The sequence below is a fragment of the Enterobacter sp. MALB-1 genome (assembly GCF_041021625.1).
In the GTDB taxonomy this organism is placed as follows: domain Bacteria; phylum Pseudomonadota; class Gammaproteobacteria; order Enterobacterales; family Enterobacteriaceae; genus Enterobacter; species Enterobacter oligotrophicus.
The window spans coordinates 1,028,220-1,042,632 of sequence record NZ_JBDPJL010000001.1; the positions used below are offsets into that span (position 1 = coordinate 1,028,220).

General features: G+C 55.7%; 15 protein-coding genes. 10 read left to right on the forward strand and 5 right to left on the reverse strand.

Annotated features, from left to right (window positions below):
* Positions 1-34: 34 nt before the first annotated feature.
* From ABGB15_RS04975 to rpoS, 9 genes are all read left to right on the forward strand, one after another.
* Positions 35-361, forward strand: a complete 327-nt coding sequence (locus ABGB15_RS04975) for a DUF3561 family protein (protein ID WP_152082044.1) — start codon at positions 35-37, stop codon at positions 359-361.
* 79 nt (positions 362-440) lie between these two features.
* Positions 441-752, forward strand: coding sequence for a cell division protein FtsB (gene ftsB / locus ABGB15_RS04980; RefSeq protein ID WP_003862095.1), 312 nt, complete (start codon positions 441-443; stop codon positions 750-752).
* A gap of 19 nt (positions 753-771) precedes the next feature.
* Positions 772-1,482, forward strand: coding sequence for a 2-C-methyl-D-erythritol 4-phosphate cytidylyltransferase (gene ispD, locus ABGB15_RS04985; RefSeq protein WP_215722599.1), 711 nt, complete (start codon positions 772-774; stop codon positions 1,480-1,482).
* Positions 1,482-1,961, forward strand: a complete 480-nt coding sequence (gene ispF / locus ABGB15_RS04990; RefSeq protein ID WP_006811766.1) for a 2-C-methyl-D-erythritol 2,4-cyclodiphosphate synthase — start codon at positions 1,482-1,484, stop codon at positions 1,959-1,961. Before ispD ends, ispF begins: the two co-directional genes overlap by 1 nt.
* Complete coding sequence (gene truD / locus ABGB15_RS04995) at positions 1,958-3,007, forward strand: tRNA pseudouridine(13) synthase TruD (protein ID WP_215722600.1); 1,050 nt, start codon at positions 1,958-1,960, stop codon at positions 3,005-3,007. The genes ispF and truD overlap by 4 nt, the downstream gene beginning before the upstream one ends.
* Positions 2,988-3,749 carry a 5'/3'-nucleotidase SurE gene (surE, locus tag ABGB15_RS05000; protein ID WP_152082041.1) on the forward strand — a complete coding sequence of 254 codons (762 nt, stop codon included), beginning with the start codon at positions 2,988-2,990 and terminating at the stop codon, positions 3,747-3,749. The genes truD and surE overlap by 20 nt, the downstream gene beginning before the upstream one ends.
* Positions 3,743-4,369 carry a protein-L-isoaspartate(D-aspartate) O-methyltransferase gene (locus tag ABGB15_RS05005; protein ID WP_215722601.1) on the forward strand — a complete coding sequence of 209 codons (627 nt, stop codon included), beginning with the start codon at positions 3,743-3,745 and terminating at the stop codon, positions 4,367-4,369. The genes surE and ABGB15_RS05005 overlap by 7 nt, the downstream gene beginning before the upstream one ends.
* A gap of 115 nt (positions 4,370-4,484) precedes the next feature.
* On the forward strand, positions 4,485-5,609 hold the full coding sequence (gene nlpD, locus ABGB15_RS05010; RefSeq protein WP_215722602.1) for a murein hydrolase activator NlpD: 1,125 nt from the start codon (positions 4,485-4,487) through the stop codon (positions 5,607-5,609).
* 59 nt (positions 5,610-5,668) lie between these two features.
* Entirely contained in the window at positions 5,669-6,661 is a 993-nt protein-coding gene (gene rpoS, locus ABGB15_RS05015; protein ID WP_013098493.1) for an RNA polymerase sigma factor RpoS, read from the forward strand.
* 58 nt (positions 6,662-6,719) lie between these two features.
* Here the strand turns inward: rpoS and mutS are convergent, their stop codons facing one another.
* Entirely contained in the window at positions 6,720-9,281 is a 2,562-nt protein-coding gene (gene mutS / locus ABGB15_RS05020) for a DNA mismatch repair protein MutS (RefSeq protein WP_152082038.1), read from the reverse strand.
* Between the two features lie 113 nt (positions 9,282-9,394).
* Entirely contained in the window at positions 9,395-9,625 is a 231-nt protein-coding gene (locus ABGB15_RS05025; RefSeq protein ID WP_152082037.1) for a SymE family type I addiction module toxin, read from the reverse strand.
* 159 nt (positions 9,626-9,784) lie between these two features.
* Between ABGB15_RS05025 and ABGB15_RS05030 the strand changes: the two genes are divergently transcribed.
* Positions 9,785-10,129 (forward strand): nitrous oxide-stimulated promoter family protein, encoded by a 345-nt coding sequence (locus tag ABGB15_RS05030; RefSeq protein WP_152082036.1) that lies wholly within the window; start codon positions 9,785-9,787, stop codon positions 10,127-10,129.
* Positions 10,130-10,147: 18 nt separating this feature from the next.
* On the opposite strand, the gene flhA is transcribed toward ABGB15_RS05030, so the two are convergent.
* The 3 genes from flhA to hypD all read right to left on the reverse strand — a co-directional run bounded on the left by flhA (position 10,148) and on the right by hypD (position 14,412).
* Positions 10,148-12,220, reverse strand: a complete 2,073-nt coding sequence (flhA, locus tag ABGB15_RS05035) for a formate hydrogenlyase transcriptional activator FlhA (RefSeq protein WP_152082035.1) — start codon at positions 12,218-12,220, stop codon at positions 10,148-10,150.
* Between the two features lie 63 nt (positions 12,221-12,283).
* Entirely contained in the window at positions 12,284-13,294 is a 1,011-nt protein-coding gene (gene hypE / locus ABGB15_RS05040; protein ID WP_152082034.1) for a hydrogenase expression/formation protein HypE, read from the reverse strand.
* On the reverse strand, positions 13,291-14,412 hold the full coding sequence (gene hypD / locus ABGB15_RS05045) for a hydrogenase formation protein HypD (RefSeq protein WP_215722603.1): 1,122 nt from the start codon (positions 14,410-14,412) through the stop codon (positions 13,291-13,293). Before hypD ends, hypE begins: the two co-directional genes overlap by 4 nt.
* Position 14,413: the final 1 nt, after the last annotated feature.

Genomic DNA, 14,413 nt, shown 5'->3' on the forward strand with positions numbered 1-14,413 from the left:
TCCCGAGCGATGAGTCACGGTCACAGGATTAGCTATGCGCAACAGTGAAAATTACATTATTACCACCGGGTCGGAGCCGTTAGCGACCGACGACGAGACGACCTGGTCTTTTCCTGGGGCCATTGTCGGTTTTTTTGCGTGGCTACTCGCGCTGGGTATCCCTTTTCTGATATACGGCGGCAACACGCTGTTCTTTTTCCTCTACACCTGGCCCTTCTTCCTGGCGCTAATGCCTGTCGCGGTGGTGGTGGGGATTGCGCTGCACTCCCTCTTCAATGGCAGGCTCCTGTATAGTACGGTTATCACGATGACGACCGTTGTGGTGATGTTTGGTCTGCTGTTTTTATGGCTGATGGGCTAACGTGCGACATAATTAAAACCCCGGAGTAGAGTCGAACGGAAAGTTATGGGATGATGATGCCGTTTTTTCAGGGGGCAGGATGGGTAAACTAACGCTGCTGTTGCTGGCTTTGCTGGTCTGGCTGCAATATTCGCTGTGGTTCGGTAAGAACGGACTGCACGACTATAGCCGGGTAAGTGATGACGTCGCGGCTCAGCAGGCAACAAATGCCAAACTTAAGGCGCGAAACGATCAACTCTTTGCTGAAATTGATGACCTCAATGGCGGGCAGGAGGCGATTGAGGAACGCGCACGCAATGAACTCAGTATGACTAAGCCGGGCGAAACCTTTTATCGTCTGGTTCCGGATGCGTCTAAACGCAATCAGGGCTCAGCACAAAACAATCGATAATCAGGCCCAGGATTACGACATGGCAGCAACTTTTTCGGACGTATGTGCCGTAGTGCCGGCCGCGGGTTTTGGCCGACGCATGCAGACAGAATGTCCCAAGCAGTACCTCTCAATTGGCGATAAAACGATCCTCGAACACTCTGTGGCGGCGCTGCTGGCGCACCCGCGGGTGACGCACGTCGTCATTGCCATTAGTCCGGGTGATGTTCGTTTTGCCGAACTACCGCTGGCGAATCATCCGCACATCACCGTTGTTGATGGCGGTGCTGAACGCGCCGACTCCGTGCTGGCGGGTATTCATGCCGCAGCAGACGCACAATGGGTGCTGGTGCATGACGCCGCGCGCCCGTGCCTGCATCAGGACGATCTTGCGCGTCTGCTGGCGCTGAGTGAGACCAGCAAGGTTGGCGGCATTCTCGCCGCTCCGGTGCGCGATACCATGAAGCGCGCCGAGCCGGGTAAACAGGCTATCGCCCACACCGTTGAGCGCGTCGAACTCTGGCACGCGCTGACGCCACAATTTTTCCCCCGCGAATTACTCCACGACTGCTTAACGCGAGCCCTTAACGAAGGGGCAACCATCACTGATGAAGCCTCAGCGCTGGAGTATTGCGGTTTTCACCCTGAGCTTGTTGAAGGGCGCGCTGATAATATAAAAGTGACGCGCCCTGAAGATTTACAGCTCGCGGAATTTTATCTTACCCGTTCGACCCACCAGGAGAAGGCATAATGCGAATTGGACACGGTTTTGATGTACACGCCTTTGGCGGAGAAGGCCCAATTATCATTGGCGGCGTGCGCATTCCTTACGAAAAAGGACTGCTGGCGCATTCTGATGGCGACGTGGCGCTGCATGCGCTGACCGATGCATTGCTGGGCGCTGCGGCGCTGGGCGATATCGGCAAGCTGTTCCCGGACACCGATCCGGCGTTTAAAGGCGCGGACAGCCGTGAACTGCTGCGCGAAGCCTGGCGTCGTATTCAGGCTAAAGGCTACACGCTGGGGAACGTTGATGTGACGATCATCGCGCAGGCCCCCAAAATGCTGCCGCACATTCCGCAGATGCGCGTGTTTATTGCCGAAGATCTGGGCTGCCATATGGACGACGTCAACGTTAAAGCGACCACCACCGAGAAACTGGGCTTTACCGGCCGTGGCGAAGGCATTGCCTGTGAAGCCGTAGCGCTGTTGGTGAAGGCGGCCAAATGATCGACTTCGACAACCTGACATACCTGCACGGTAAGCCGCAGGGACATGGCCTGCTGAAAGCCAGTCCCGAAGATTTTGTGGTGGTGGAAGATTTAGGCTTTGAGCCGGACGGTGAAGGCGAACACATCCTGGTGCGCATTCTTAAAAACGGCTGCAATACCCGTTTTGTGGCCGACGCGCTGGCTAAATTCCTGAAAATTCACGCCCGCGAAGTGAGCTTCGCCGGGCAAAAAGACAAACACGCGGTCACCGAACAGTGGCTTTGCGCGCGCGTGCCCGGCAATGCGATGCCTGATTTAAGTAAATTTGAGCTTGAAGGCTGTAAAGTGCTGGAGTACGCCCGCCACAAGCGCAAGCTGCGTCTGGGCGCTCTCAAAGGTAACAACTTTACGCTGGTGCTCCGTGAAGTGACAAACCGCGACGACGTTGAAAAGCGTTTACAGGCTATCAACGCGCAGGGTGTACCGAACTACTTTGGCGCGCAGCGTTTTGGGATCGGCGGCAGCAACCTGCAGGGGGCTCTGCGCTGGGCGCAAAGCGATGCGCCGGTGCGCGACAGGAATAAACGCAGTTTTTGGTTGTCGGCGGCCCGCAGTGCGTTGTTTAATCAGATTGTGAGCGAACGGCTGAAAAAACCGGACGCGAATCAAGTTGTTGTCGGCGATGCGCTACAATTAGCGGGACGCGGGAGCTGGTTTGTGGCAACGGCTGAAGAAATGGCCGACGCCCAGTCGCGCGTGGACGCAAAAGCGTTGATGATTACCGCAGCCATGCCGGGGACGGGTGACTGGGGAACGCAGGGTGACGCGCTGGCGGCTGAACAGTCCGCCGTGGCGGATGCGCCAGAATTACAATCATTGCTGGTGCGGGAAAAAGTCGAAGCAGCACGCCGCGCGATGCTGCTCTACCCGCAACAGCTTAGCTGGAACTGGTGGGATGATGTGACCGTTGAGTTACGTTTCTGGCTACCGGCAGGTAGCTTTGCCACCAGTGTTGTCAGGGAACTTATCAACACGTCGGGTGATTATGCGAATATTGCTGAGTAACGATGACGGGGTCCATGCGCCTGGTATTCAGACGCTGGCTAAACACCTTCGCGAATTTGCGGACGTGCAGGTCGTGGCTCCCGATCGTAACCGCAGTGGGGCGTCTAACTCGCTGACGCTGGAGTCGTCGCTTCGCACTTTTACCTTTGAGAATGGCGATATTGCCGTGCAGATGGGAACGCCTACCGATTGCGTGTTCCTGGGCGTGAATACGCTGATGCGCCCGCGTCCGGATATTGTGGTATCGGGTATCAATGCCGGGCCGAACCTCGGCGATGATGTAATCTACTCCGGCACCGTTGCGGCAGCGATGGAAGGGCGTCATCTCGGTTTTCCGGCGCTGGCGGTGTCGTTAAACGGCCATACGCATTACGACACGGCGGCGGCGGTGACGTGCTCAATCCTTCGCGCGCTCAGCCGCGAACCGCTGCGCACGGGGCGTATCCTTAACATCAACGTGCCCGATTTGCCTCTCGACGAGATCAAAGGCATTCGCGTTACCCGCTGCGGCAGCCGTCATCCGGCCGATCAGGTGATCCCACAGCAGGACCCGCGCGGAAATACGCTCTACTGGATTGGACCGCCTGGTGAAAAATGTGATGCCGGACCGGATACTGACTTCGCCGCTGTGGACGAAGGGTACGTTTCCGTTACGCCGTTGCACGTAGATTTAACCGCGTATAGCGCGCATGATGTGGTATCGGGCTGGCTGGATCGTGTCGGAGTGAGCACGCAATGGTAAGCAAACGTGTACAAACTCTTCTGGAACAACTACGCGCTCAGGGGATTACTGACGAGCATGTGCTGGAGGCATTGGCTCAGGTTCCCCGTGAGAAGTTTGTAGACGAGGCGTTTGAACACAAAGCGTGGGAAAACGTGGCGCTGCCTATCGGGCAAGGCCAGACGATTTCGCAGCCCTACATGGTGGCGCGTATGACGGAGCTCCTGGAGCTAACGCCGGGCTCCCGTGTGCTGGAGATTGGCACCGGGTCGGGCTACCAGACCGCGATCCTGGCGCATCTGGTGCACCATGTTTGCTCCGTCGAGCGTATTAAAGGTTTGCAGTGGCAGGCGCGTCGTCGCCTGAAACAACTTGATTTACACAATGTTTCGACACGCCACGGTGATGGATGGCAGGGTTGGCAGGCTCGCGCCCCGTTTGATGCCATCATCGTAACGGCAGCACCCCCTGAAATCCCTGCTGCACTTTTGTCGCAGCTGGATGAAGGGGGCATTCTTGTTTTGCCTGTGGGTGATGAACAGCAGCTTTTGAAGCGCGTTCGTCGACGCGGCGGCGAGTTTATTATCGATACTGTGGAAGCCGTGCGCTTTGTGCCCCTGGTTAAGGGCGAGCTGGCCTGAGACTCGGATTTTTCCAGGGTTATTAAGGCAAATTCAGCGTATGGTGTGGCGCAAAAGGTTCGTGCCATCACGGTTATTTTAAGTCACTGGTAGTTAACACATTCCTGGGGGATAAATGAGCGCGGGAAGCCCAAAATTCACCATCAGCCGTGTTGCGGCATTATCACTGGTTTCGCTCTGGCTGGCAGGTTGTACAAGTTCTAATAACGCGCCTGCGCCTGTAAGTTCCGTCGGTGAGAACAGCAGTTCGGGTAACACGTCCAGCGGAATGTTAATTACTCCGCCACCGAAAATGGGCACCTCTGCGGCGCAGCAAACTCCGCAAATTCAGCCGGTACAGCTCCCGGTTACCCAGCCTACGCAGATCCAGCCAGTGGAACAGCCTGTTCAGACCGAGAATGGCCGTATAGTCTACAACCGCAAGTATGGGAACATTCCGAAAGGCAGCTATACCGGCGGCAGCACCTACACCGTGAAGCGCGGTGACACGCTGTTCTATATCGCCTGGATCACCGGGAACGATTTCCGCGATCTGGCTCAGCGAAATAACGTCCAGGCCCCGTATGGACTGGAAGTTGGTCAGACGCTCCAGGTCGGCAATGCGACAGGTAAACCACTTACCCCTGGTAACACCGTTTCAGCGGCAGATGTGACCGCGCAAAATAACAGCGTCACGCCTGCACAAAAAACCGCCACGGTGGTTGCTTCACAACCTGTAATTACGTATTCTGAGGATTCAGGTGATCAGAGTGCTAACAAAATGTTGCCGAATAATAAAGGGACTGCGACTGTTGTCACAGCACCCGCTACGGCACCTGTGGTTAGCTCTACCGAACCGACTGCCAGCAGCGTGACCTCCAGTTCGCCTATCTCTACCTGGCGCTGGCCAACTGACGGCAAGATTATCGAGAACTTCGCCACCTCCGAAGGAGGGAACAAAGGGATCGATATCGCAGGAAGTAAGGGACAGGCTATCATCGCGACCGCAGACGGACGCGTTGTGTATGCCGGTAACGCGCTGCGCGGTTACGGTAATCTTATTATCATCAAACATAATGATGATTACCTGAGTGCCTACGCCCATAACGACACAATGCTGGTCCGGGAACAACAAGAAGTTAAGGCGGGGCAAAAAATCGCTACCATGGGTAGCACCGGAACCAGTTCTACACGCTTGCATTTTGAAATTCGTTACAAGGGGAAATCCGTAAACCCGCTGCAGTATCTGCCGCAGCGATAATTTGACGGGGCATGCCAGCCAGGGTGTCTCGTTCAGGGATCACGGGTAGGAGCCACCTTATGAGTCAGAATACGCTGAAAGTTCATGATTTAAATGAAGATGCGGAATTTGATGAGAACGGAGCAGAGGCTTTTGACGAAAAAGCCTTAGTAGAAGAGGAACCCAGTGATAACGATTTGGCTGAAGAAGAGCTGTTATCGCAGGGTGCCACACAGCGTGTGCTGGACGCGACTCAGCTTTACCTTGGGGAGATTGGTTACTCCCCACTGTTAACGGCCGAAGAAGAAGTCTATTTCGCACGTCGTGCTTTGCGTGGTGATGTTGCCTCGCGCCGTCGCATGATTGAAAGTAACCTGCGTCTGGTCGTGAAAATTGCCCGTCGTTACGGCAATCGTGGTCTGGCTCTGCTGGATCTGATTGAAGAGGGTAACTTAGGTCTCATCCGCGCAGTAGAGAAATTTGACCCGGAACGTGGGTTCCGCTTCTCTACCTACGCGACCTGGTGGATTCGTCAGACCATCGAACGGGCAATTATGAACCAAACCCGTACGATCCGACTGCCGATCCATATCGTCAAAGAGTTGAACGTCTATCTGCGTACTGCGCGCGAGTTGTCCCATAAGCTGGACCACGAGCCAAGTGCAGAAGAGATTGCCGAACAACTTGATAAACCGGTTGATGACGTAAGCCGTATGCTGCGTCTCAACGAGCGCATTACCTCGGTTGACACCCCACTGGGTGGCGACTCCGAAAAAGCGCTGCTGGACATCCTGGCCGATGAAAAAGACAACGGCCCGGAAGACACCACGCAGGACGATGACATGAAACAGAGCATCGTCAAATGGCTGTTCGAACTGAACGCCAAACAGCGTGAAGTGCTGGCACGTCGTTTCGGTTTACTGGGGTATGAAGCAGCGACACTGGAAGACGTCGGCCGCGAAATTGGCCTGACCCGTGAACGTGTTCGTCAGATTCAGGTTGAAGGTCTGCGTCGCCTGCGTGAAATTCTGCAGGGACAAGGTCTGAATATCGAAGCGCTGTTCCGCGAATAAGCAACCTTTCGTCAAAAAAAGGCCCGTCGTGAGACGGGCCTTTTTCTTTTCCGGTATATTAAACCAGGCTCTTCAGCCGATAAATCCACTCCAGTGCCTGACGCGGTGTCAGAGAATCCGGATCAAGATTTTCCAGCGCTTCCACTGCAGGTGAGGTCTCTTCCGCGGGAGCCAGCAATGACATCTGCGTGCCATCAATCTGCGTGGCTGCAGCGTTTGGAGAAAGACTCTCCAGCTCGCGCAGCTTCTGACGCGCACGCTTGATCACCTCTTTCGGTACGCCCGCCAGTGCCGCAACGGCCAGGCCATAGCTCTTGCTCGCCGCGCCGTCCTGCACTGTGTGCATAAAGGCAATGGTATCCCCATGCTCCAGCGCATCAAGGTGGACGTTTGCCACACCCTCCATTTTCTCCGGCAATTGCGTCAGCTCGAAGTAGTGAGTGGCGAACAGCGTCATGGCCTTAATTTTGTTTGCCAGGCTTTCAGCGCAAGCCCATGCCAGCGACAGGCCATCGTAGGTCGAGGTGCCGCGTCCCACTTCATCCATCAGTACCAGACTGTGCTCTGTCGCATTGTGCAGGATGTTAGCGGTTTCGGTCATCTCCACCATAAAGGTCGAACGTCCGCTGGCCAGATCGTCCGCCGCGCCCACGCGGGTAAAGATACGGTCAATTGGGCCGATCTCAACTTTTTGTGCCGGAACGTAGCTGCCGATATACGCAAGAAGCGCGATGAGGGCAGTCTGGCGCATATAGGTACTTTTACCGCCCATGTTCGGGCCGGTAATGATCAGCATTCGTCTCTGTGGCGAGAGGCTCAGTGGGTTGGCGATGAACGGCTCGTTCAGTACCTGCTCTACTACCGGGTGACGGCCTTCGGTAATGCGAATGCCGGGTTTGTCAGTAAAGGTCGGGCAGGTATAGTTGAGTGTCTCTGCACGTTCAGCCAGGTTCACCAGTACGTCCAGTTCAGCCAGTGCAGCGGCGCTGAGCTGCAGATCGGCGAGGTGAGGCATGAGCATGTCGAACAGTTCGTCGTACAGCTGTTTTTCCAGCGCCAGCGCTTTACCTTTCGAGGTGAGAACCTTGTCCTCGTACTCTTTCAGTTCAGGAATAATATAGCGCTCGGCATTTTTCAGCGTCTGGCGGCGAACGTAGTGGATAGGGGCAAGATGGCTCTGCCCCCGGCTGATCTGAATGTAGTAACCGTGTACCGCGTTATAGCCGACCTTGAGGGTATCCAACCCCAGACGCTCGCGCTCGCGGATCTCCAGCTTATCGAGGTAGTCCGTTGCGCCGTCTGCCAGCGCGCGCCATTCATCCAGCTCTTCGTTATAGCCCGGAGCAATGACGCCGCCATCGCGCACTAACACCGGTGGGGCATCAATAATGGCGCGCTCCAGCAGCTCGCGCAGTTCGGTAAACTCACCCATCGTTTCGCGCAGTTTTTGCACCGGTGCGCTGTCGACATCACCAAGCTGGGCACGCAGTTCCGGCAACTGCTGAAAAGCATGACGCATACGCGCTAAATCGCGTGGGCGCGCGGTGCGCAGTGCCAGACGTGCAAGGATTCGCTCCAGATCGCCCACCTGGCGCAGCACGGGCTGTAACTCGCTATAGCGATCCTGTAAGGCGGCGATGGTTTGCTGGCGGCAGGTAAGCGTATCGGTATCGCGAATTGGCATGTGCAACCAGCGTTTTAGCATGCGGCTGCCCATCGGCGTGACCGTGCTGTCGAGCACAGAAGCGAGAGTATTTTCCACGCCGCCCGCCAGGTTCTGGGTGATCTCCAGGTTACGGCGGGTGGCAGCATCCATGATGATACTGTCCTGCTGGCGCTCCATCGTGATAGAGCGGATATGCGGCAGGGCGGTACGCTGTGTGTCTTTCACATACTGCAGCAGGCAGCCTGCAGCACACAACCCGCGCGGGGCATTTTCCACGCCAAAGCCAATCAGATCGCGCGTGCCAAACTGCAGATTCAACTGCTGGCGCGCGGTATCAATTTCGAACTCCCAGAGAGGGCGGCGGCGCAGGCCGCGGCGTCCTTCAATGAGGGCCATTTCTGCGAAGTCTTCCGCGTAAAGCAGCTCTGCCGGGTTAGTACGCTGTAATTCAGCCGCCATGGTTTCACGGTCGGCCGGTTCACTCAGACGAAAACGCCCGGAGCTGATATCCAGCGTTGCGTAGCCAAAGCCTTTGCCGTCCTGCCACAGTGCGGCCAGCAGGTTATCCTGGCGCTCCTGCAACAGGGCTTCGTCGCTGATGGTCCCCGGCGTCACAATGCGCACGACTTTACGTTCGACCGGACCTTTCGAGGTAGCCGGATCGCCAATCTGCTCGCAGATTGCGACAGATTCTCCCTGATTGACCAGCTTCGCAAGGTAGTTTTCTACCGCGTGATGCGGGATGCCAGCCATCGGAATAGGTTCGCCAGCCGATGCGCCGCGTTTCGTCAGGGAGATGTCAAGCAGCTGCGACGCACGTTTCGCGTCGTCATAAAAGAGCTCGTAGAAGTCACCCATACGGTAAAACAGCAGTATTTCCGGATGCTGCGCTTTCAGCTTCAGGTACTGCTGCATCATGGGGGTATGCGCGTCAAAATTGTCGATTGTGGTCATGGAGTTATGATATCCATTTCTTTAAAAATAGTATTTTTTGAGCGGCTCACTGGCCGTTGGTTTCCTCTATTGTCGCATGAAAAAAAGGCACGGCGCAGAAAAATGTCGCGACTTTACGAGGTGCCTTCCTGCATTAATTCAATGACGATTTTCCCATGCTCAACACCGACCCGTACCTGCGAATTTGTGGTAAATCCGGCTTTTTCAAGCCAGTCACCTTTCAGGCTAAGAGCAGCATGGACGCTGTAGCGTTTTGGGATCTTGGTTTTACGATCCTCATGGCGTTTTCTGAAGTAGCCAACTTTCAAATGACGATAAGGTTTAGTGATAGCGATCTCTTGCATACAGCCTCCGGGTAAGCAAATTACCTGTATAAAATACCAGTAAAAACGAAACGTGACAGGCTTAAAACTGGAAGGCGTCTTCAGAAAATGGAATGTAACAACTGAAACCCTGAGGATTAAATGGTATTATAAATGCACCTTATTGTTCGGTAATTCATCATGCCCGGTAAACGCATCGCACGAGAAAAAGAGACGATCGCCAGAATGATCGCGCTGTATGAAAAGCAGTGCCCGCAGGCCTCTACAGAAGAAGGACATTACCAGGCGCTTAACGCCTATGCGGATAAACGCCTGGATAAATGTGTCTTTGGTGAGGATAAGCCAGCCTGTAAACAGTGTCCCGTTCACTGCTATCAGCCGGCTAAGCGTGAAGAGATGAAACAGGTTATGCGCTGGGCCGGGCCGCGTATGTTATGGCATCATCCGATTTTGACCATCCGCCACCTGATTGACGATCGTCGCCCGGTGCCGGAGCTGCCGGAAAAATATCGCCCGAAAAAATAACGACCATCAGATCGGCCGTTAAACCAGGCTCTCTTTATCAATCCCAAGACGTTTCATGCGCGAAAGCAGTGTGGTGCGCTTAAGCCCCAGCCGTTGGGCTGCCCCTTTTGGCCCCGCGACCACGCCATTGGTCTCTTTCAGCACGCGCATAATCAACTGATATTCATCTTCGCCATCCTGCGCCACTTCTGCCGCAGTCGTTAACGCTTCCGGCATTGAGATTTCGGGCAGCGACAGCTGTAACACGCTGCCGCGCGTCAGAAGTACCGCACGTTCAATAACGTTCTCAAGCTCCCTCACGTTGCCCGGCCACTCCATAGAGGAGAGGGTGCGTAACGTTTCGGCGGGAATGCTGCTGATATTGCGCCCCATCCGGCGCGCAATTTTGGCGGTAAAGGCTTTGACCAGCAGCGGGATATCTTCCGGGCGCTCGCGCAGCGGCGGCAAAAAAATCGGAAAGACATTCAGGCGGTAATAGAGATCGCTTCGAAACTCACGGTCAGCGACCATTTTTTTCAGGTCGCGGTTGGTTGCAGCAATTAAGCGCACGTCCGTCTGAATCAGTTTGTTGCTGCCGAGACGCTCAAATTCTTGTTCCTGCAAGACGCGCAGCAGCTTCGGCTGCAGCTCCAGCGGCATATCGCCTACTTCGTCGAGGAACAGTGAGCTTTTATCCGCCAGTTCAAAACGCCCCAGTCGCTGGCTGCTGGCACCGGTAAACGCGCCGCGTTCATGGCCGAAGAGATCGCTTTCCAGCAGACCGGCAGGCATGGCGGCGCAGTTCATTTTCACCATGCGGCGGCTGTTACGGTTACTCAGATTATGGATGGCGCGGGCAATCAGCTCCTTACCCGTGCCGGTTTCACCCAGGATGAGCACCGTACTGTCGCTTTGCGCCACCATCTCAACCTGCTTGAGAACGCTGTACATGGCTTCACTACGGCCAATGATTTCACCGAACTCGCTGTCCACATTGTTGAGCTGCTCCGTCAGCGCCAGGTTCTCATCCACCAGCCGCTCTTTCAGACGATGGATCTCCTGATAGGCCAGCGCGTTATCCAGTGCGATGGAGATCCGCTCTGCAATCTGGCGCAGCAGCTTCAGGTTAGCGGTGGTGAATACGCCTTCGTCACACTGCGCCAGCTTCAGCACGCCCAGCATGGTATTACCTGACATCAGCGGCAGCAGGCACAGGGTCTGGATTTTGTTGCCCCAGGTGTTAAACAGCATTCTCTCATAAGGTGCCAGCGGGTCCTGCTCGTTGAGATTGAGCAGCAGAAGCTCTTTGCTCTTAAACACCCGCTCTGAAAGTGTCCCCGCTTCATCCACTTCACTTTGCTCATGCGCAGGGTTTGCTTCATCCAGATAGTGCGTGGAGTAAATGTTGAGCTTACCCTTGCGATGGCTCCGGAGCGCGATGCTTATCGCATCGATTTTGAAATAGTGATGGATCTCTTTCGAGACTTCGCCAACCAGTTCATCCATATCAAGCTGCGACAGCACGGCGTTGGTGATGGCGACCAGGATACGGAAGTTATCACGCTCGCGGCTCAGCAGGTCGTAATTGACATTGTTGGTGGCGCGGTTCTGGATCTGTTCTGTCACCACGGCCACAATTTGGGTAAAGGTGTGCAGGCGTTCATACTCCGCCTCACTCCACGGCTGGTGAGTGTGACGAATAAACTCGCAACCGCCAAAAATATGCCCTTCTACTGCCAGAGGCAGCATGCAGTAGTGCCCAAACGGTTGATATAAATTGCTCTGTGCCAGCATCGGCCAGGCCTGCCGGAATTCATCAAAGTTGCAATGCAGGGCTTCCGGGCGGGAGAGAATACGGCGCACCGGGCCGTGCGCCAGGTACGTTTCGTCTTCATACTCAAAGGTTTTGCCGCTATCACGCGTTGAATAATAGCTCGCGCGATGATTTCCGCTATGCCACAGCACTATGGCGGTGCTGTCCGCCAGCGCAGATTGCCTGACCAGGCGCGTCAGGGCATCGCTCAGCGATCCGAGATCGGGCTGCTGTAAAAGTGTGCGCGTGATATCGAACAGGCCCTGCTGTCCAAGATCGCTCATCGGTGTATACGGCATATTGCATTCCAATAGAAACTGGCAAAAAAGAAAAATTCAGCGCTGACCGCTTTTGGCGCGGTTCTAGCAAATTCGGGGTAAAGGTTCTGCGTGAGGCAGATCGAGCGTGCGTTTCACGCCATAAAGCCCGGTCAGGCGCACCCCTTTGCGCTCAACCACTTCACCAATGATGGCAGCCTCTTTTCCTGACGTGTGCGCTCGCAGCTGAGCCAGTACCGCTTCCGCAGCCTGGCGTTCCACGCCGATCACCAGCTTGCCTTCGTTGGCAAAATTTAGCGGATCGAGTCCTAATAGCTCGCAAAGCCCTCGCACGGCTGGCTTAACGGGCAAGGCGCGCTCGGTCAGTTCAATACCGCAACCACTGCTTGCCGCAAACTCATGTACGACTGCATTCACGCCGCCGCGTGTGGCATCACGCAGGGCTTTCACGCCCGGAATCGTGCGCAGCGTCTGAATAAGCGGCGTGAGTACCGCACAGTCGCTGCGTAATTCACCGTCCAGCCCTAAGCCTTCACGCAGGTTAAGGATGGTCGCCCCGTGGCAACCCAGCGTCCCGCTGACAATCAACACATCGCCCACGCTGAGCCGTTGAGCGCTCCAGCGGATGTCGGCAGGAATTGCACCCATTCCGGCAGTGTTGATAAACAGCTTGTCGGCTGCACCGCGCTGCACCACTTTGGTATCGCCCGTGACGATAGCAATCCCCGCCTCGCGCGCGGTGTGTGCCATGCTGGTAACCACCGCGTTGAGCGTCTCCATTGGCAGCCCTTCTTCGAGAATGAATCCACAGGAGAGGAAGCGCGGAACCGCACCGCTGACGGCCACATCGTTTGCCGTGCCGCAGATAGCCAGCTTGCCAATATCGCCACCGGGAAAGAAGAGCGGGTCAATCACGTAGCTGTCGGTGGAGAACGCCAGCCTGTCGCCCTGGGCCGTGAGAGTCGAGAGGTCAATACGCGCCTGGTCCTCCTGTTCGGCCAGCCAGGGGTTATTAAACGCGTTCATAAACAGCTGACTGATCAACTGCTGCATCGCCTGTCCACCGCTTCCGTGCGCCATTTCCACCGTGTTCATGCTTCACACTCCTGATTGCGATACTGATACCACGCGGCGCAGGCCCCTTCGGAAGAGACCATCAGCGCGCCAAATGCGGTTTGCGGGTTACAGGTGTTGCCAAATAACGGGCATTGATGGGGTTTGCATTTGCCGGTGAGCACCTCGCCGCAGCGGGCACGGGGATCGTCACACACCTGTTGCGGCAGCGGGCGGAAATGCGCTTCGGCATCGAATGAGTGATACGCGGGCGTCAGGTGGACACCAGATTCAGCAATCAGCCCCAGCCCGCGCCATTCGCTGTCGCCTTCAACGCTAAACACCTCCGCGATGGCTTGTTGCGCGAGTACATTCCCGGTATCGGGCACCACGCGGCGGTACTGATTTTCCACCGCACTCAGGGCTGCTATTTTCTGCTCAACCAGCATGGTCACGCCTTGCAGTAGATCAAGAGGTTCGAAACCAGCGACCACTAAGGGGCGATCGTACTGTTCAGCGATAAAACCGTAGGCTTCGGTGCCGATAACCATACTGACATGGCCCGGAGCCAGAAACGCATCAATGCCGTTATCTGGCTCTTCGAGCAGGCTGCGCAGCGTGGGAATAAGCGTAATATGCTGGCAGAAAAAGAAAAAGTTTGTGATGTTGCGGGCTTTGGCCTGCTGTAGTGTGATTGCCGTAGCAGGCATGGTGGTTTCAAAACCCAGGCCGAAAAAGACCACCTTACGCGCCGGGTTCTCTGTCGCCAGCGTCAGGGCATCCATCGGCGAGTAAACGATACGAACGTCCGATCCGCGCGCTTTTGCCTGCAAAAGAGAGCCATTTCTTCCCGGTACACGCATTGCATCACCAAAGGTACAGAAGATGACGTCAGGCTGGCTGGCGATGTCGATACAGTTGTCGATGCGCCCCATCGGCAACACGCACACCGGACAGCCGGGGCCGTGGATAAACTCAATGTTATCCGGCAGTAGCTGGTCGAGGCCAAATTTGAAGATGGCATGGGTGTGTCCGCCGCATACCTCCATGATCCGCAGCGGTTTTTCAGCGGTGTAACTCAACAGCGCTGCGCGGGTTTTCAGATGGTCGATAAGCTGCATCACCTGCTCAGGTGCGCGGTATTCATCAACGTAACGCATG